The organism is Rhodoferax sp. GW821-FHT07F03 (genome assembly GCF_059418745.1).
The window spans coordinates 59,741-79,439 of the sequence record NZ_JBWKQM010000004.1; the positions used below are offsets into that span (position 1 = coordinate 59,741).

Sequence of the window (19,699 nt, forward strand, 5' to 3'; positions counted from 1 at the left end):
TGCTTCCGGCCTTCAAACTGGCCCTGTCTCTAAACCCTAAAGTCGGGGTCCAGAAACGGGCTACGGCACTTTGTAAGAAACTTGGGACTGGTTGACCAGCTTATTGTGCAATAAGGTGACCGAAACAGATGCATTCGGCCGCTCATACCATCAGACAGGCAGCGTCAAAGATGGCCGATAGCCGCCACCATTTGCGCCTTCGAAGTCGTACTCGTACAGCGTGGTCTTGCCGAGGCCGGGCTGCCGTTGCCCCAGGAAGAACGTGAAGGCATTGGGTGCCGCAACGAAGAGATGCAGCGGTGGCCTGTTGACCTGCCGCTGTTGGTTGATCTGCAGTGCCAATGCCTCTGCCAGATCGAATGCGTGTTGACCGCAAACGACGGACTTGGCGCCAGCGCCGCACGTTGGGCGGGCTATCAATAACGAACTCACCTGGGACATTGAAGCAGCGATGTGCGCCTTCACAGCAGGGACCACGTCGTGGGTCAGGCACACGGCGACAGCCATGTCTCCGTCGAGTTTGGTCAGCGGTTCCAGATCGAACCGCCACCCCGGCCAGGATGGATCGCGCGGCATGTCGCTTGAGTGCCAGACATTTCGATGAATGGTTCTTTGCTCTATCTCGACGTTGCGTCCGGACTTGATGTTCAGCACAGATCCGGCGGCGAATGCCAACGTGATATGTGTATCAAGAATCAGTCGCAGATGTTGATTTCCGGTGGCGGCGGTTTGCAGAAAGCTCTTGAGCTTGGGGTAAAGCGTGGTTGCCCAGTCAGCCTGATCGCGGATGGCGCGTTCGTCGAAGTGCGGGATCAGATCAAGCACCACGGTGCAACGGTCTTCAAGTCGATCAAACGGATGCTCGAACGATTTCACGCCGAACACCACATGTGCTCGACCATCGCCGTCCAGCAGGCCCTCACGTTTGCAGGCCTCCCGAAACGTTTGCCGGTTGAAGTCCAGCCGGCCCTGAGCAAGCCACTGAAACGCAACGTCGTCGTATACGAAGCTGCTCTCACTGACGGGCACGCGGCGTAGGCCGCGGTTCTCGAACAACAGGTCCAGGTTGTCCCGATGGTCCTCCAGTGAGGTGGAGTCCGTGTCCAGCGACAACGTCCGCGCCAGCAGCATGAGTTCCTGATCGTCGATGTCCAGATGCTCGCGCCAGAGCTTTCTGACCTTGCCGGCTGCGGACCTGTCGGTCGATCCGTCAAACAAGTCCTTCAAGCGCAGCGTCTTCGACTTCTGGTTGATGTAGCCGCGCAGGGGGTCGGCCTGCGCGATTCGCCAGTTGGTTAGCAGCTTGAACCGAGCACCGATCCCGTCGCGCGCATGCGCCACTTGTGCAGCACGGGCGCGCTGCAGCAGCGAGAACTTGTTGGCGTTGATCCACTCCGGCTCGACCAAGTCAGCGTGACCGAAGTCGTTCACCGAGACGTGCCACTTGCACTGAATGTGCTCCCGCATGATCGGCCGGCCCTCATGATCGTGAGGTGCGCGGTCGGAAGCGTAGGCCACCCAGACATCGTCAAAGCCTTTCGGCCCTGACTCGAATCCCACCTGCATCACTGGACTCTTTGGGTCCAGCAGGCATGCGGCTTTGCGCCAGAAGATTCTGGCCTGGAACGAATCCCCGTCTCTGCGGACGGCAACGGCTTGGGTCATGGTAATCCTTCGTCAGTTCAGCTGGTCAGCCCGTGCCTTAGCCATGAGTTCACGTGTCGCGAAACGGCGGCGTTGGCAGAATCGATCGTGCCAATTCAATGGCGCGTGATGGCTTGATCGGGCCATCCGGGTAGGCGTCCAGCACGATGGCCGGTAGCAGCCGTTGAGTGATGTCCGAATACGTGAACCCGTAAGGGCGCTTGGGTTGCTCACCCGTTGCCGTCACGAGCGCCTGCAGATCGGCCTTGCCGAATCCGGCACTTCCCAGTCGGTGCAAGAGCACTTCGTGTCGTTGCTCGGAGCTGGGGCGCTCGAACACCAAAATGTCCGCGGCCCGGCGACGTACCGCTGGATCCAGGGCGTTCAATCGATTGGTGCACATCAGCACCACTGCAGGAAGGCCTCCATTCGCAAATCGATCGATGCCTCGGATGAAGGCGTTGACGCCCGCTCTGTCCTCATGGTGCATCTGGTCCGACTCGCGGGACTGCGCCAGCGCATCGGCTTCGTCGACCAGCAGGATTACACCGCCGCGCGCGACGCCCTTGGCCGACTTGAACTTGCTGGCTTCATTGAACGCATGTTCGAACGCGGCAGAGACTAGCTGTGTCATCTCGCCCACGCGACCCTGCCCGCGCGAAGACAGGCTCAACGGCAACAGCGTGATGTCGATGTTCTCCTGCCGCGCGACCTTGTCGCCGATTGTCTCCGCCAGTTCCGTTTTGCCCGAGCCCACATCGCCGGAGAGAACCACCAGCGGCGGGCGTCGAATCACGGCATCGAGCAATCCTCCGGCATCCGCATGGTGTCTGTCTTTCCATTTCCGAAGCCCAGCCGGGTTGATCAGGACACCCAGAACGTTCGCCAGCCGCTTGATCTTGTCGTCCATACCCACCAGCCGCGCGAGGCGGCCTTGGGCATCGGGGTCAGGCAACGTCGTCGGGCGCTCGAACAGGCCTTGGAGATTGGATTGTTGACTCATATCAATAGCTCCTCACGCTGGAGCGGCCCAGCGAGCGGCCGCCAGAAGAATAGGTTTTGTCGTCGGCAAAGTAGCCGTTAACTTGCGGTTCCGCCTGGCCCGTTCGCTGCAAAGGCAGTTGTCCTTCAACGGCGGCGCGCTGATTGGACGTCAACGCCCACCAGGCACTGCTGTAGGTCAAGTAGCTGTGAAAAGTCGCACCGCTGATATCGATGCCTGGGCGGACGCGCCCCGGGTCGTCGTCCGTGTCGCCATTCGCCAGTTCGTTCGCCGTGTAACGCAGCGTGGGTTCGATCCAACTGCCATCACGTTTGAAGCCATACGTGACGGTCCCGAGATAGCCCTGACGGAGTAGTTCGGTGGCCTCGCCCTCAAACTGAACGATGCGTTCGTCGGAGACATTCCCGTACAAGCGCTGCAAACGCTTGAGGTCTGCGGCCACTTTGGCTGCGAGGTGCCGTGCGTGCGTCAACGTGAAGGTCTTGGTTTCGGTCGCGGTGAAGCTGTAGCTCATGATGTTCAACCTTGGAAAGAGGGGCCGAAGACTTTTTTCCAGTAGTACACCGTCAACTCCTTGTTCGGTGCTGCCAAGGCGGAATCGATGGCATCGCCTGCATCTAAGGCCGCTTCCACGATGTCATCGGCGTTTTCGGCTGTGTACAGTCGCGCCACGTTGTTGCTCGCATTGATCGGGTCTATGATCTGGACAGGGTCGTCGAGCTTGGCAACGCTCGATGCCTTGTAGTGGTCCTCGAAAACGATGCGCTCGCGGAGGTTGGATTTCGCCACGTAGGTGAAGAACGATTGCAGTGCTTCGGGGTAGTCCGAGAAGTCCACGCCGTCGTCGCACAACTTGGCCAGGATCATCTCGATCATGAAGGACTTGAAACGGAAGCCGTCGCGCTCTTGCTTCATGCGCCGAGCCCAGAACTTCACAAGGCGTATGACTTGTGCGAAGTGATTCGGCTGGACCTGTTTGCGCTTCTTGGCGAATTCAAGATGCAGCGGGATGCTCGTCTCCAGGAAGGAGCCGTCATCCTGGCTGATCAGGTCGCCGCGCCAGTCAGGCAAGCCGGCGTACAGGATGGGCACCACGTCGACATCAAGTCCCGAGCCACGAAAGGAGACCGTCACCGAGTAGGTCTGGGGTTTCACTTGGTCAGGCGAGAAGTTTGGGAAGGCCTTGCGCAGTCGCTCCGTCAGGTACTGCAATAGCGCCTGGAGGTCTTGAGGCGCATCGGAGCCGCTGATGTATACGGCCATATCGATGTCGTTGAGGCTGCGCAGGGCGGTACCCTTTGCCAGGCTGCCGGAGAGCTGTATCCGTTTGAGAGAGAAGTCGGGGCTCTCCTTCAGGTAGACCTCGAGCTTCTCCCGAAGGCGTCTGGCTTGCGCCCGGTATTCGTCGGCGTCGGTTTTGGGAAGATTAACCTTTTCGTCGGCGAAGAGCGCGAGCTCGCGGTGGCCAACATGCATACGGGACATTGGTACTCCTTTACTTTGGGGCTCAGCACTGAACTGGTGATATTTAATTCAGATGAGTAAACAAAGTATACGCATATAAACTATACGCGTCAAGTTACTATACTGATGCCATGAAAATTTCACTTCCCAGTCAGATGCCCACGTTATTGCCCGAGTTGGCAGAGTCTGAAAAGACGCCGCGATGGAGCCAGGAACGGCGGCTTCGGTTTATTGACTTCAGACTGCAGTGGCAGGGGCGGATAAACCGTACAGACATCAAGACGTTTTTTGGCATATCGGTTCCGCAAGCGTCTGCTGACATCGCGCTGTATAGCGAACAGGCGCCTGACAACCTTGAATATGACCGCAGCTCAAAGACGTACCTAGCTAGCAAGTCGTTTCAGGCTGTGTTCAAAAGCTCAGGGGCCGAGCAGTACCTCGCACAGCTCCTAGCGGTGAACAGGGGCATCCTGGATTCGGACCAGGCATTGATGGGAACGCGTCCTCCCATAGAGTCCGTGCAAGTACCCGGCCGCACTATTGACCGCAAGATCTTGGCGGGACTGTTGCATGCAATCGAACAATCCCAGATGGTTCGGGTGCGCTTTCAGTCAATCTCTCGCGATGAACCTCAGTGGCGCGATATCAGTCCGCACGCGCTGGGGACTGATGGACTGCGATGGCATGTCAGAGCCTATTGCCACCTACGAAACGGCTTTCGTGACCTGGTCTTGGGGCGGATTCTGGAGCTTGGCGACCCCAGGCCGTCGAAGGTGCAAGTGGATGAGGACAAGGAATGGCACCACATGGTCGACATCGTGCTGGTGCCCAACCAAGACCTGACGCCAGAACAACGTCGGGGTGTCGAGGCAGATTATGGAATGACAGGGGGGAGGGTTATCTTAACGTGCCGTAGAGCGATGTTGTTCTACACTCTTCGGACGCTCAACTTTGATTACGACGGGAGCCCGCGAAAAGGGGCACGCCAGCTGGTCATCGAGAACCTTGAGCAGCTCAAGCCGCTGCCTAAGCCAGGACAGGTCTGAACAGGCCGCAAGCTGATGGCGGCGACTAATGTGACGAGCAACTAGCTGTTCGATCCGAACAAGTCGGTGTCGAGTAGCCAAGCCGGGTCTACTACCTCGACATGAGCAAGCTTGTTCCTCACCCGTCTCAGGTGGTTCACCCTACGCATCAGATCACCGTCTCTGCATCTGGCTTGAAGCAGTTGATGCGTGAGCTGACCGATTTCAAGGCCCTCGACTTTATCGACCCGCTCACCATCAACTGTAATGGGGAAGTGCAAATGCCTTGCCGCTCGAGCTGCCAACTCGCGGCGGCGTTGCTCGACCAGCGGCAGGCCAACGGATGCCTGTGCGTTCCAAATCCTGAGGTCGACCTCACGGCTGCCCTCGTTCATCGAAAGCCAGAGCGAGTGGGGCATCCGTTGCCCCTCAAAGGTGTCTTCTGTACCGTGACACCAGGAACACTCGCCACCCTTGGCCCAATTGCGCCCACTGGCAATGTCCATCAGAAGGTCATAGGGCCTGCAGAGCGTTTTGATGGGTAGGGAGATGAGCATTACAGCGAGCTCAACATCCCAAAGGCTCAGCCTTGCGACTATGCGCCTTGAAATGTCGCGTTCGGCGTCAGGGCGATCAATATTTGCCAGTTGAGCGCGAATGAATATCTGCGTGTCAAGCTCGCTCACTATTCCAGACCAAGCGTACAGAGTTATAGCCGGTGCGTGCAACCTGGCCTTTTCTTTGTCTACACCCATAAGTACGCAAAGTAGCAGGGGGGGCTGCTCGTTCGTTCCGGCGCGTAGTTCTCGTTCGTATTCTTGCAAGAAGCGCTGCCACTGCGGCCAGTCAGAGGCGCAGATGTTCTCGACCACTACCACGGTCGATTTCAACTGCTTTACGAAGTTGGCGGCTGACTGCCGCTCACTTACCTCTAGCTTGATGCCTAGCTCTCGGAACAAAAAGTCAAGTGGGTGCTCGCCCTCGTTCCAAGCCAGAGGAACTCGGTACCAAGCTTGACTGGCTAATCGAGCGCAAATCGTTTCGCCAAAGCCCTTTGGATGGTGAGATGGAAACATCACCACCCCAGCTCGGTATGCGCGTAGTCCCTCCTCTATCTCCGAGAGGAAGCTCGAAGGTCCATAAAGGTCCCAAAAGTTCATTTGGGCGCAGCGATTTGACGTTCGACTTGCTTGGCTACGAATGCATCGAGTTTGCAGAGCCCTTCAGCATCGCACGTCACGAGACCAAGCAACTTGGCCCACGCTAAGGATTGACGCACAAGTTCGGGGTCAAGAGAGGTGAGGATGCTCAGATCTTCTGCGCTCTCAGGAGCCTCCAGAGCGACCATCTCTCTGAGCAGCGCCATCGGCTCTTCGATGTCAAGACCAAAGTCTCGAGCAATAGCCTGAATTTTCCCCGACGACTGACGGTCTTTGAGCGCGTCTAGCCGAGTTTTTAGGGTTGCGCCCCTTACCGCTCCTAGCTCCTGCAGCAACATGGGCCAGTAGCCGATTTGCTGTTCGATCAATTTTCGGTCTTCGGGCTTGGAGGAGAGTTCTAGATCGGTTAGCCACTGTCGAACAAAACCGTCACGCCATTGACGCAGTTCAGTGCGGTCGAGTTGTTCAAACAACTCGCCTGACTTCACCAGTTGCCAACTCTTGCTAGGGTCGGCAATGAACAATACGTGCAGGGTTCTGTCCTTAGACACCAGCCTGGCCGTTGACTTCTGGGCGAGGAGAACCATCTCGGTGTCCCATTGGCTGTCATGTGGAACAATCAACAACGTTCTGCCCGATTGCCGATTCCCACTGACTTCCTCGAACTTAAGCTGAAACTCCTTGCGAGAGTCGAAATGGGTGGCTATGTAGACTTGCTCACAGTCCTTGTCATCTTTGAGAAATGTAACGATGTGGTCGATCCCCAGCGCGCGACTACCAAAGATGACACTCACGCCGCTGTGTTGCTGTGCATACGAGCGCCGTTGTCGGAACGTCAGCGGATGGCGTGAGGGGCCAGCGTCATCGGCCAAACGAGCCCTGAATGTGTCATGCTCGAACTCAACGGGCATTTCCCGTTCTCGAATCAGAACGTCAGACACGTCCTCAGAGTTTCCTAGAAGAAGCAGGATGTTGGGGTTGCGAAGTGAGTAGTTTCCAGCGTCACTTCTCCGAAGCACACCTAGTCCGACCATCTCTTCAAGAAGGACGCGGAACGCCACATCGCTGGTGTCGTTGAATCCCACATGCCACCATTCGCGGGCCTTGTGAGAAATGCTCCAAACTGGCAGGCCTTCCGCAACAGAAGTCTGACCGGCCAAGGCTTCATACGCTAACGTGTAGGTGATGACCTCATAACGTGTGTCCAGTTGAAGCGTCAGCTGAAACTTCGCCCGAATCTCTTCACGAAGGCTCGGTTTGCGATAGACCGTATCCACGTCGCTTGCTCGGATCTCGTAGCGTGGCCCCAGCATCTGGAACTCTACCCGTACGGCTTCGAGCATGTGCCTGAGCAGATGGTGGCAGTAGAGCTGAATTAGGCTGGGGTAGTAGTTCGTCTGAGCAAGGATTCTTGTGATTAGGCTGCGATTGGTAAAGTGGAAGCCAGCTGCCTCAAACGGTCCGCGAATCAAGTCTTCAGCATCACGCCACTCCTGCGCGGCGAGCAGCGGTCCAACTTTGATTGGCTGACCAAGGTGGGCCAGTGGGTGGTTTGCTTGCTCGGTTGTACGCAGCACGTTATGCAACCCGGCGAAGACGACCTTGAATCTCCACTGCGATGCAGTCATCAACTCCTTGAGTCGACGCGTCTCCATGAAGTCGTGCTTTCCGTCATCTTCAAAGAAGCTGTCGGCTTCGTCCAGTAGCAAAAGGATTCGCGTATCCGGATTCGTTTCGAGCATGCCTTTCATGGTCTCCTGGAAGCGCTCAACTCGCCCTTTTAGGCCGTTTGGCTCTGGGACGTCTGAAGGCAAGAGCTTCAGCTTGATAAAGGTGCGCCAAAGCACTGGCCAGATTTCTGCACTCTTTCGGTTGCTGCCGATGCCCTCAGCACGCAAGTCGATCCACTTGGCATGGCGTCCTCGCGCTGGAGCGTGAAAGTCCCTCTCCGCTTTTCTGAGTAGCGCAGTCTTGCCAAGCTGTCGGCCGCCGTAAATGAAGCACCTGCCATTCTGATCTTGAACCGCTTGCAACTCCTCCAATCGGCCGAAGAACATTTCAGTCGGGACAACACCCGAAGTCGGTTCGTAAGGTTGTGAAAACGCGAACGGGAGTGATGCGGAGAAAAGCGTAGCGGCAGGGGGCGTGGTCATGCTCAGAAGGAACAGGAACATCGTTTCATCGACAATGATGAAGGAGCGTTGCTGTGCTTTGGCCTGCCGGCTGGCTTCCTGCCGCTTCTTGTTCGTCAGTCGACCGAAGTAGAGCATGATGGTCGCTTCCGAGAGGCTGGTATCACCTACGAGCTTCACGACATCCTCTTCAACAGCTCGCTGCCACACGCACAGAATTCGATAAGTACCTTTGGCCTTCGACCCGAAATGAGGGATGGGGCAGATGGAACGGTCTTCTACTGCGACGGTCTTGACTTTGTGCTCATGACGACCGTTGACTATCCTATTCTCAATCTCCGTCACAGAGAAGCCGAGTGCGGCAATAACCATTCGCAGTCGATCACGATCAACCTTTTGATGTCTGCGGGTCAAATACCAAGCACCAAGCGCCGCAGATACCTCCTTCAGTCGCTCAGGATGAAGGCGCGAGAAGTCCAAGGACGCGATAGCCCCTCCTTTCTCGACTGCATTGAGAACATTTGGGGCTTCCACTCCTTCAAGTGCCAGGTCGACTTGAGCAGCCACACTCGGGAAGAATTGAGTGAAGATGTCCTGAGTGGATTGCGGTGAGGCGTAGATGGTCTCGCCGGCTTCAAGTCGTTGCAGATACTCGTTTGCGGTCAGCATGTCTCCAGACGCGATGGCCGCTCGAATCTCCGCGACGACTTGCTCACTCATTCCAACTTCACGCAACTTCTCAAACCGTAGCGTCGCCTCTTGGACCTTGCCTGCTCTTCTGACCCGCATGTCATCAAAGATGCAGTGCAGTCGGCCAAACGCCGGTCGAAAGTCTCGGATGGCGTCAGCTTCCAGTTGGGCCTGAACCTCCACAATAACACCCTCATGGACCGCTCGATCGGCTTCCGAGATCAGGCCCAAAGCCAAACCGGTGTCGATTTGTTCGCCCGCCGATTCCAGGTTTCGTTGAAGCTGCTCTCGATGAGTTCGAATCTCCTCGTTGAGCATCTGCCGAAGATCATCTCCTCCGATGAAACTCTCACCAGAATCCTCCATGGTGTCCAGGATTCTCTGAGCGCTCAAGAGGTCATTCATCTCCACGCGCCGGTGGAATGCTGTGCTCGCATCTACGGATTCAGTAATCGCATCGCTAAGCGATTGTTCAAGGTGCGCAAGGTCTGTAGCAAGATTCCATTGATCATCGATGTCAACCTGCGGTGTCATTGCCAACGGTTGACCTAGCACTTTGGAGGGATTGGGCTCCTCGTTTGGAAGTGGGACTTCCGCATCAAGCAATTCGTTGACAGACTTGAGAGTTCTGATGATCTGTTGGCGGGCCGCTGCCACCAATCCAAAGCTGTCTTCAATTGCCTCAATCGTAAGGGAGTCGAGCGATGCGGCAATCAAGGGAGCCGTCTTCGAACGAAGGTCGTCTATCAGCTGATGCAGAACACCTGACTTGCGGGGACGCTGCTCTTCGAGTGTTACCCAGCGGCGTGCAAGTTGAAGCGCTTCACCGACTCTACCTGCGATTTTCGAGAGCGCTCGCGAGTGGATCTCCTCACCGCGCCTACCGATAGTTCTTCGGTCCGTTTCATGAATTAGGCGCTCCAGCTCGTTGGTCGTGGAGACTGATGCAATCACATGAGAGACGTCAGTCAGTCGGTCAGATAGACCTTGCGAAACAGGCGTCAAGAGGTTGGAGATGAGCCCTCCCGACTTCATCCAATGCAGCCAAACGTTCGAAGCGGCTTGAAACGCCATCTTCATGGAGGGCGCGCGCTCCAGCCAAACACGGGTCTCCTCGCGTACGGCATCCATCTGACGCTGCCATTCAGCGTCCTCACGCGGTGTCTTGAAGGTGGCCGCGTCAACATGGAAACCCTGTGCGCGTTGAGCGAACTCGTCGCACTCCTGACGTATGCAGTGTAGGTTGGGGTCGTTCTGGTGCAAAAGACCCGCGACACCGGAGGCACCTGTATTGGGGCATAACAAAATTGGGCGGAGCACGCTTGCAAACAGCAGCAAGTTCATCGCTTTTGTCCAAGCAACTGGCGTGTCAGGCCTCTCGTTAAACCAAGATTCTTCGAATCCCTGGAACAGGGTCTCAAGCCGCTGCGCAATGTCTCCGTCGGGCAACATGACGTGCTCGGAGAGCGCCAGAGCCGCCAAGAGAGCAGGTGGGACCACCGGGACGGCATTTTCTGACTTTTCGATGGCGTAAGCCATCCAGTAGGCCAGCCCTGGCTGCTCGCGGCGCAGCGCAATCCATACGGGTCGGCACCGCTCTCCCGCGTGGACCGAATAGTCGGGCTCGCTCGGGGTCACAAAGTCAGATGGCTGACCAGGTGTGGGCCTGTCTTTGGGAGGAGCCTCCACAGAAATCGAGAGTGAAATCTCCTTGCTGTTGACTTCAGCGGTCTGTCGAGGTGATTCGTGGCCCGGTACCTGAGTGAGTTCGGTAGAAACTACAGCCGCCTTTTCAGTCTTGGTCGGTATAGCTATAGCAGTTGCTACGTGAGGGGATTCCTGGCCTTGTTGCGTTGCCGAGGGGGAGGGCTGTGTCTGCACCATCTTGGCCACGACATCATCGGTCTCTGGGTCTCGGGTTGGCGACTCGGTGGCACATGCGGTTGTACCTTCTTGCGTACTGTCCTCCAGAGTGTCGGCATCACGGCGTGGGCAGAGTGACTGGATCAGTTCATTCTCTGCGGAGAATGAAGCGCTTCGCGCCTCAGTAAGCGCGCCCGCACACTGACTCCTCTTCGCACCCAGAGAGAGTCTTGCGGTGGTTCCTGTCGCCTTTCGAAGTTCCTCTGTGGCGTGCTCAAGGGAATGTTCCAGTCGAGCCACCTCGGAGAAGCTTCGTCCGCACTGCGTAAGTGCCACCTGGCTTTGCACCGAAGCTCTCTCTATGTCTGATTGAACCGCGTCTCTATCAGACTTAGTCGAACAAGCTTCAAGTGTTGTTCGCCACGCTCTTTGCACGGCGTCAAAGACGCCATGGTTGAGTATTTCAAACTTCGACTTCCCGTCCGACTCGGGTCCTTGCTCCACCGCCTTTCGAGCAATTTCCAAGAGATCTTTCAACAAAGACTCAAGGTGCGAGCTTGACGCAATCTGCGGGGCCAACTCATTTAGCTGAGCCGCAATCTTGACGAGTTGTGCAGAGCCCTCCGTGTTCGGCTCTGCTTCCAAGGCCCGAACCACCGCCGATGCCTCCAGAAGCAACTGCTCCCATTGCTGCGACTCACTCACATCATCCTCAAGTTGCCGACCAACATTGCTTACCACCACTGCCGGATCCGCTTCTATCGTTTGGACTTCTTTCATCTTTCTAGAAGACGCGAGGCCAGGTGAGTGGGGGACTGATTTTTCGGATTTGGTTTCAGGCATGACTTCTGTGAGACTAAGTGGTACCAAATATTGACCAAGGGCAGGACAAAGCTCAAGCGCGTGCCTCATCAGGTGGTCCCCACCGCAAGCAGAACTGATCGCGAAAACCACCTCGGACAAATGTTCTTGGTCTGAGGGGGAAAGGCTGTCCCAGTTACTAAGTTGCTCTTTTATCTTGAACCAGAGTCCAAGTATCGATGTGTTTGGATTGGGAATGGAAGCCTTGAGCTTGGTCCGTATACCGCTCTCTAGTTGGTCCCAATTCGGAATGGCTGCAAGTTGTTCAGCACTGAACCCCTGAGTGAACGATGATTTTCCGTACAACATTAATACGGCAAGATCTGGAGCCATTAGCAGATAGTTGTAGCCTGGCTTGCGAGTAGCCTCGCTGAGACATCTCAGTGCCCGCCAAAATCCCCAGAACCGCTGATTGGGATCTGCCCACACTGCAAATACCCCTGCGTCACTCTCTGAGAATGAGCCCTCTGTTGGAAGCGATTTGGGTTTGTGTGTGGAAACGATTCGCTTCTTTTCCACTCTATTCAGACCTATTGGCTTCATTAAGGAAAAGATTCGGTGAGCACCTTTTTCCTTTTTCAGGAGCGAGGCAGGAAGTCCCCACACTGGCCTATTTACAAACTGCTTCGGTGCACCGTCCTGTGCTCTCGTCATCGGCCGCCTCTACATTTATTGCTGTTAGTCCGTCGCACATTGTGACATGTGGACTATGGCCTTTGGCTCACATGGAGGCCCACCGAAAGTACTAGCCGGCCCATCTGCGATGGTTGCGCACTTGGCCAAGAGTTTGTTGGGCGGCAGAGTGCTGGGGACGTGCCTTGCGAGGAGGAAACATAAACTCTCATTTGCCTTATCTTCGTCCAAAAAATGTTCTGAGATCTCAAGGCGCCTCCTCAATATGGGGGATAACGATAGAGGTCGATGCAGAGAGCTCTGGGCCGTTTTACTTTGAGTGGGGGAAATATGCGATTAATCGGTTCTCTATCATGACGGCACTCGGGGTGCCGTCTGGTTGTACTAGCCGGTTGTCTTTAAAGTATTGATGGGACGCGGCGCGCAAATTCCCCAAGGGTACCTGCCTACTCAAGTTGATGGCTTCAATCCGCATGGTTCCTCCCGTCTATTGTTCTTACCCCGCGTGGTGGCTATCCACGCCCCCGCTTTGCAATATTTTTAAGTCGCTACTGTTGTCGATACCGGCAGGCGTGGATAACGAGCTGCACCGCTGTTTGCAAACGCATGACCCCTTGCGCATGTACCCAGCATTCGCCTGTTTGCGAAAGCTGCGCGGTAACTCTCTCCGCCTCCAGCCAGGCGGTTGATAAGCGACGATCCTGCAGTCTCTGCCCGAGGTCGGGGCGTACATCTTGCAGGCTGCAGCCTAGGCCTGCCAGGCTGCCCAAGGCGTAGGCAAACCTCACTACCGTCTCCTCCATGGCGACAGGGAAATCCAGCTGTGGAAAGTTTTCCAGCAGTCGCTCCAGGCCTCTCCAATCGTCGTAGAGATTTGCGCCATCAAAGTAGCTGTAGCGGTTGGCGAAATATTCGGTCCACAGCGAGAAGCACGACTTATAAATATGATTTGGGACGCCATCCATACGGCAGTGCTGTCTGACCCATGATCGCTGCAAGCCGACGTCATGCAAATGGCAGAGCTCGTGCATGAAGATGCGAAAACCTTGGTTTTTTGCCTCTGGCGCCTGGCTCAACATCTGTTGCAAAACCCAGGGGTGGATGATCAAGGCAACCCCGACCTGTGTGGGCACGACGACCCCCACCGTCGTTTCGGCAAGCTCCATGTAGCGATCATCGTAGACGCACCCATCGTCTTCATAAAGGCCCATGGCTTGCCTATAGTCATGGGCGATGACCAAGCAGTCCAAGGCGTCGAAAGACAGGAAGGGGTGGCGATCCAGCAGCATCGCCGCACACTGCTGCACCACCGCAGCCTTGAGGTCCGCCTCTTCTTTCGAAGCAGCAAAAATCTTGATTGCGCTCAGTGGCGAGTCTAATGCGTCAGGCAAGGCCAAACCTTCTCTCCCTGCGTCGGGTTCCAGTGCCAAAGGCTTGCGCGGAAACCTGCTTTTTAGTAATAGAAGTAGAACCGCCCATATTCCACTGCATCCTCCGTAGAGCGCCGGGTTTTGGTCCGCATTTTCAGGTCGATGCTGGATGGGTTTGGCCAATCCAAGGTGCGGAAGACTTTCTCTGCGACCCGCACGAATGGAAGCCATTTACGGGAAAGGCTGAAGACCATTGCGCCGAAAAATGCATAAAAGCCAAAAGCACCCCATTGCAAAATACCTTCGGCGATGACCTTTTGAATTACGTCACGCATCATGAACGCTACAAAGACCGTACCGGAACTTCCCAGAATCAACCACCACTTAATGGCTTTGAGGTAATGCTTTAGCCGACCTCTTGCGCAATGGGGATACAGCGCAACCGTTCTGTCCTCTGGACGAGCAATGCCGAAGGCTTCGTAATGGTTGCCGACCCATTCAGCCGCTACTTCAACCTCATCCCCCTCCTTAAATGGGCTGCGCCACACCCAACCCTCAACCTGCCGGCCGTTCAGCGTGAACTCTACAAAATCAGCTTCCTCCTCCAAGTTGCTGGCGTTCCCAGCCGTCGCTATGGCCTGGCCACCCAGACCCGCCATACCGGCGGCAATGGCCGCCACGCCCATCTTGGTTCTGTCCGTTTCTGTGAACACAAAGCTGGCCCTGGCGCGCGTGCACTTGTAATTTTCAATTCGTCCGCTGAGCTTTATCAGCCCGTGTGCGTTTGGTTGTTCGACAAAGTTAGTCATGCTGCAAGTCCCACATCAATCAACGCTTCTTGTAGCTTTTCTTGCTGCTGTTTAACCGTCTTAAACGCAGCTGGTGCCTTGTGATTGCTGCCCAAAGCGCTCAGCGAGCACCATTCCTGCAGCTTGTCGTCAGAGATGATCCAGATAAAGACCTGGATACCAAATACGCCCACAGTGATCCAGGTACCAGCTGCCATGAACAAAATGCGGGTTGCAATGACTTCGGCAGCAGCGCCGCTGATGGCACGGACGGCGACACCAGCGGCAACACGGCCTGTAAGGCGTTCTATGAGCGGTGCGGCATACGTGAATGTGGTTGCAACGGTTAAAGCAACACCGGCCCCGCCAATAAAAGCCTTCCCATAGAACATAAAGGCCAATCCATATTGCCCCTTATCTACAGACTTTCCTCCATCCACCACGTCCAATCCCACGCCAATCGCGGAAGCACCGGCCGATAACACCCCACCCCATAGCTTCAGCCGCTGGTAGCTCCAACTTTCCGCGCCCAACAGGTTCTTGGCGGGTACGCTGGCCACGTCAAACAGGGCCGCGCTGATGGTAATACTGGATGCCGCCAGGCTCCACCAGGTCTTGAGGTCGTTCTTGGTGCGGCATTCAATCAGCAGTTTTTGAAAGTTAAGACCTTCAATCAACATGACCACCACGGCCAGCCGTGCGTCTCGGATGGCGTTGCCCCCATCCTTGTGGGTGGTTTTGAAGTTCTCCCATGCATGGCCCAGCTCTGCCGTTTGCGCTGTCTTCATGGCAGGACTGTCGCTGGCAAGAAATGTGCGGGCAGTGCGCAAACGCTCCAGCAACGTACGCCGCTCAATGGCCTGCGTTTTGGCCTGCTGCACGATGAGGTTGATGGAGTCCGCCGGGGCCACGAAAGCGCGAAGGGCAAACATGTGCTGGATGATCTTTTCGCTCAAGAAGTCGCCCAGGCCATCGACCCGGAAACGCCGAAACACCCGGTCGCCCACCGTAACGGCAATTTTGTCGGCGCCGCGCATGTTTACCGGGGCAATCGTCACTCCAAACGCTTTGCTGCCTTTCTCACTGCTGGCGTTGACGTTGGCGTTGTAGGCGCTTACAGCCTTCTTGTAGGTATCGGCAAAGGCTTTGAGGGTTTTGGCCAGGTAGCCTTCTATCGTCAAGGCACTGGCTACCGTACGCTTGGCCTGGTGTTGTTCGGCCTCCTGCAGTGCCGCATCCACCTCCGCGATACCCTCCTGCTGGTTCAGCGCAATCGCCCGCCACAGCAAATTTCCTTTCACGCTGGCTTTGGCTTCCTTCACCCAGGCGTCGATCTTGGCGGCTCCGGCCTTGCTGGAGCCCATACCGAATACCGCATCGCCAATGGCGTCTTCAAACAGCACACCGTCACCCACGCTGGTACCGTGGAAATCCTCCAGCGTGTCGATCAACAGCGATGCTTCCAGCCAGTGGATAAGTGTTTCTGTGCGTTTGTCGACGATGGCGTCGGCTTGGGTCAACAGTTTGTCCCACTGCCCTTTGAATTTGTCGAATGCGGCCTTGTCCAGCTTGCCTTCGTACTTGCTCCAACTGCGGGCGATGTCGTCTTTCTTGTTGTTGGCCAGGTTGGTGGAGCGGGTTTTGGCTTTGTTCTCACGGTAGGCGTCGATCTTGGCGTACTCGGCCTCCATGGCTGCTGGGTTGTTGCTGTTTTGGGCGATAGTCTGGCTACGTTGGGCCTTGTAGGTGGCCGCATCTATCTGGCCTGCTTTGTACTTTTCGTCCAACTGGTACAAGGGGCGGCCGAGTTGGGCCGGGTCGTCCTTGGCGTAGCGCTGCACGGCTTGCATGCGCATGCCGCTTTCTTGCGGGTCTGGCATGTGCGAGGTATTTGTGGCAATACTGTCCCAGCCGTCGTTGATCCTGTGCTCCAGGGCCTTTTTGACACCATCGAGCGCGTTCAGCGCGGTGATCTGCAGCTCGCGTTCGTCGCCGTACAGTTTGAGCCAACCCGCCGCGTCGTTCCGGTAGCCGTTGAGTTCGTGGGTGATGCCGATGGCATCCCACAGGGCCAGCACATGTGGGGTGTTGTAGGTGCCGTCGGTCTTTTTGCCGCGCTCTTTCATGTAGCGCACCGTTTCGTCGGCGCCATGTTGCCGCAGACACCAAGGGGTGCGTGTACTCACCTTCGCCAAGCGGTCGGCTTTGAAGCTGCCGTCCTCGGTGCTGAAGGCCCCTGCGTCGATGTTGTAAGGCAACTGTGTGGTTTGGAATCCCGGAGCGTACTCCAGTACTTGCTCCAAGGTCTCCTTGGTCGCCACCGCGCCATGGCTGTGTTTGGCACCCTCGGCCATTTGTGCCGGGTGGATGGTTTGCATGCGGGCGTTGCGCAGCTTGGTATTGCTGGTGTATTCCTTGACGGTCTGTTCGCTCCAGCAGTGCTCGCTGAAGGCGATCCAGGTGGGGCCACACTTTTCTGGTTTATCGATGATTAGGTGGTGCAGCCGGGCATTGCTGTGCCCTTGGGTTGCGCAGGCCAGCGTAGCAACCGGTTTGGCCATGGCGGGGTTGGGCTGCTTCACCAGGACGCCATCCTGGGTGACGGCATAGCACTCCCACAGATTCGCCCCCCGCGCATGGCTGGCATAGAACAAGTAGACAAAGCCGGCGCGCAGGGTGCGCAAAGCGTAAGCAAAGTCTGCGGCGAGCGGCACCGTTTTGACCCGGTCACCACTGGTCCAGCCGGGCAGCGTGGGCTGGACGGCGGCTGGCACCACGGCATAGCGGACCGGCATGATGGGCAGACCACTGGCCTTGCAGTCACCACAAAGATTCGGCATGGGCATCTACATTATTCTTTCGTCAATCTAAGGGCGGACTGCCATTTTCTTGGGGGTCAACGGCCCACCGAGGCCAGCGGAGCGCTACGGACACGTTGCCAATCCTCCTCGGTCAACGTCGATACCAATCCGCTGAAGTAGTCATCACTATGGCGTTCAGCCAGCACGGCATGTACCAAGGGGTGCGCATCAAAGTGCGGGTGGACGCACAAAGCATATTCTGCAAAGCTCGCCAAATCCCCCGCGTCCTCGAAACCCCAGACCTTGGCACGCCGCAAGGCGGCCATACCGACCTTGCGCAGTACCTCCAAGTCCTGTGGTGGATGCCCATGGTCGGAGAGGCGCTTGCGCAAACCATGGTTAAAAGCGGCAATGTGGTCGATGTCGCTCCATTGTTGCGCGCTGAAGAACGGCGGCCGTGGCGCCAACCCGCAGTGCGCCGTCGCTGGCGTAGCTTGCGGTTGCTCCTCAACGGCCTGCAACACAACCAGCTTGCCTAGCGGGTCGAGCAGCCACCAACGCTGTATGGAGCCCAACCACGCGCGCTGCTGTTCGGCAGTCAATAAAGGCCACAGCGCCCACAGGACAGCCGGGTCATGCCACCTTAACAGGCTCATATGACCACGTGCGTGGGGCAACACCATCGCCTGGCCCAGGGAGGCAGCGGCTAGACGGGCATGCCCATCCACCGTCGGGTCGATCTCCAGCCAACCGGCAATGCGCCGTCCTCCGCCGGAATTGAGTGCGTCCGTTTGCAGCTCCGCTAGGGCCAACATGACGCTGTCCCGCAAAAATCCACTATCTCCAGCGTGTTCGAGATTCAACGCACACCAACGTGGTTGCCATTGCGGCGCAATATTCGGATGGCGTAGAGGGACGGGTAGCGCCTCGTCATCCAATTTGATTTGTAGCGGCGCAAATGCCTCTGGCAGGTCTTGTTCTGCGCCGTCTACCGCCAGCCATAAAGCGGCCCCAGATTGCTTGGCCATCTGAGCATGCAAGGCTTCGCAAATAGCGTCGACTTCTTGTGCATTGGCTATGTCGTTTGGCGACTCCGCCATCAGGGTTCCACCCATCACAGCGCGACTGTCCCAGCTTGTTCCGCTGCAGCTGCCGACATAGCCTTGGCGCAGCCTTTGACGTCCAGGGCTTTGGGCATATCTGGCGCAGTCGCTGACGCACTCCCGGGGCCGGTCAGCTCCACCGCACTGGCTTTGAACGCCATGGTGCCGGAGCCCTGGATGGTGATGTTGCCGCCTTCCAAGCGCAGGCCGGCTCCACCCGCCGTGAGCAAGATGTGCTTGGATGCGGTCACCGAGACATCTGCGGCCACGCTGGCGACCGTGACATCCTGGTCGGCAGTCAGGCGGGTCTGGCCGCTCTGGCTTTGGCTGCTGACTTTGCCGCTGGCGGCATGGAGGGAGATACCGGTTTCCTGGTTGGGTTGGCTGGTGTTGCTGACCTTGCCGTAGGTGAACAGGCTGACGCCGGCCTTGACGATGTTGTAGAAGCCACCCTGGACGGCGAAGTTGATGGCGTTTCCAGCAGTGATGTTGCTGGTATAGCCTGCGCTGAAGATGGCGCTTTCAGCCGTCACCGCGTAAATGCCCCCACGGCCACTGAGCTGAAGCAGGGGTTCGCTATAGGCAGTAACGCCTTCGCCTTCGGCGGGATTATCTTGGCTCATAAGGGGTTTGCACTCGAATGAATGTTGACCGTAGGGAAAGTTTTAAGGTGCGGTGGACCTCATCACTGGGAACTTACCAATCCTAGTCGCGGTATTTGCACGATCCATCCACAAAATGGATGAGGCTTTGGCTCAGACAAAGATCGAGCTGGACAGCGGAGCCATCACCGATGGCTGGAGAAATGACCTCTAAACTTGTCGATGGACAGAAACTGCCTCGGCAGAATCGTCGTCGGGATATGTAGTAAAACATCGGTGTGCTGAGGTGCTATAGACAAGGGATATGGTGCATGCTGTATGAGCAACACGATCGGCCCATCGAATTCGAGGACCAATGGCTCCTGCAACCAGCGTCGGTCCAGTAGGTGCTCTTGTAGCAGATCCAGAGGCGTCACCAGACGCGAGCCCTTGGCATCCTGGACCGAGATGCAGAAATGGACGGCAATGCTCTTGGTACAGTCCATCATGCCCTGCCCCCAGGGGCCACCACAAGAGTCCTAATGACTGCCATGCGACGAGCATCGGATGAAGCATCGCTA

At 56.8% G+C, this 19,699-nt stretch carries 13 protein-coding genes; 1 reads left to right on the plus strand and 12 read right to left on the minus strand.

Translation table 11 applies throughout. The features are described 5' to 3' along the window. Nucleotides 1-150 precede the first annotated feature (150 nt). From AC07R0_RS06750 to AC07R0_RS06765, 4 genes are read right to left on the minus strand one after another with little or no spacing between them, the layout of a single operon-like run. Nucleotides 151-1,665 carry an SAVED domain-containing protein gene (locus AC07R0_RS06750; RefSeq protein ID WP_495098746.1) on the minus strand — a complete coding sequence of 505 codons (1,515 nt, stop codon included), beginning with the start codon at nucleotides 1,663-1,665 and terminating at the stop codon, nucleotides 151-153. Between the two features lie 49 nt (nucleotides 1,666-1,714). After that, nucleotides 1,715-2,647, minus strand: coding sequence for an AAA family ATPase (locus AC07R0_RS06755; protein ID WP_495098747.1), 933 nt, complete (start codon nucleotides 2,645-2,647; stop codon nucleotides 1,715-1,717). 1 nt (nucleotide 2,648) lies between these two features. Beyond that, on the minus strand, nucleotides 2,649-3,161 hold the full coding sequence (locus AC07R0_RS06760) for an HORMA-1 domain-containing protein (RefSeq protein ID WP_495098748.1): 513 nt from the start codon (nucleotides 3,159-3,161) through the stop codon (nucleotides 2,649-2,651). A 5-nt stretch (nucleotides 3,162-3,166) separates the two neighbouring features. After that, a complete protein-coding gene (locus AC07R0_RS06765; RefSeq protein WP_495098749.1) occupies nucleotides 3,167-4,132 on the minus strand; it encodes a CBASS oligonucleotide cyclase in 966 nt (321 codons plus the stop codon). Nucleotides 4,133-4,242: 110 nt separating this feature from the next. Between AC07R0_RS06765 and AC07R0_RS06770 the strand changes: the two genes are divergently transcribed. After that, nucleotides 4,243-5,157 (plus strand): helix-turn-helix transcriptional regulator, encoded by a 915-nt coding sequence (locus AC07R0_RS06770; protein ID WP_495098750.1) that lies wholly within the window; start codon nucleotides 4,243-4,245, stop codon nucleotides 5,155-5,157. A 41-nt stretch (nucleotides 5,158-5,198) separates the two neighbouring features. Here AC07R0_RS06770 and AC07R0_RS06775 read toward each other — a convergent pair whose 3' ends face one another. The 8 genes from AC07R0_RS06775 to AC07R0_RS06810 all read right to left on the minus strand — a co-directional run bounded on the left by AC07R0_RS06775 (nucleotide 5,199) and on the right by AC07R0_RS06810 (nucleotide 19,627). Continuing rightward, a complete protein-coding gene (locus AC07R0_RS06775) occupies nucleotides 5,199-6,212 on the minus strand; it encodes a hypothetical protein (protein WP_495104290.1) in 1,014 nt (337 codons plus the stop codon). Nucleotides 6,213-6,292: 80 nt separating this feature from the next. Next, nucleotides 6,293-11,761, minus strand: coding sequence for a hypothetical protein (locus tag AC07R0_RS06780; protein WP_495098752.1), 5,469 nt, complete (start codon nucleotides 11,759-11,761; stop codon nucleotides 6,293-6,295). A 1,262-nt stretch (nucleotides 11,762-13,023) separates the two neighbouring features. Then, complete coding sequence (locus AC07R0_RS06785) at nucleotides 13,024-13,872, minus strand: hypothetical protein (protein WP_495098753.1); 849 nt, start codon at nucleotides 13,870-13,872, stop codon at nucleotides 13,024-13,026. A 56-nt stretch (nucleotides 13,873-13,928) separates the two neighbouring features. Then, nucleotides 13,929-14,654: a putative type VI secretion system effector gene (locus AC07R0_RS06790; RefSeq protein ID WP_495098754.1), complete on the minus strand. Its 726-nt coding sequence runs from the start codon at nucleotides 14,652-14,654 to the stop codon at nucleotides 13,929-13,931. After that, nucleotides 14,651-17,473 (minus strand): T6SS effector BTH_I2691 family protein, encoded by a 2,823-nt coding sequence (locus AC07R0_RS06795; RefSeq protein ID WP_495098755.1) that lies wholly within the window; start codon nucleotides 17,471-17,473, stop codon nucleotides 14,651-14,653. The genes AC07R0_RS06790 and AC07R0_RS06795 overlap by 4 nt, the downstream gene beginning before the upstream one ends. Nucleotides 17,474-17,529: 56 nt before the next feature. Further along, complete coding sequence (locus AC07R0_RS06800) at nucleotides 17,530-18,534, minus strand: hypothetical protein (protein WP_495098756.1); 1,005 nt, start codon at nucleotides 18,532-18,534, stop codon at nucleotides 17,530-17,532. Between the two features lie 14 nt (nucleotides 18,535-18,548). Further along, a complete protein-coding gene (locus tag AC07R0_RS06805; protein ID WP_495098757.1) occupies nucleotides 18,549-19,160 on the minus strand; it encodes a DUF2345 domain-containing protein in 612 nt (203 codons plus the stop codon). 164 nt (nucleotides 19,161-19,324) lie between these two features. Then, the gene (locus AC07R0_RS06810) at nucleotides 19,325-19,627 is read right to left on the minus strand and encodes a hypothetical protein (RefSeq protein ID WP_495104291.1); all 303 of its coding nucleotides are present in this window, start codon (nucleotides 19,625-19,627) and stop codon (nucleotides 19,325-19,327) included. Nucleotides 19,628-19,699: the final 72 nt, after the last annotated feature.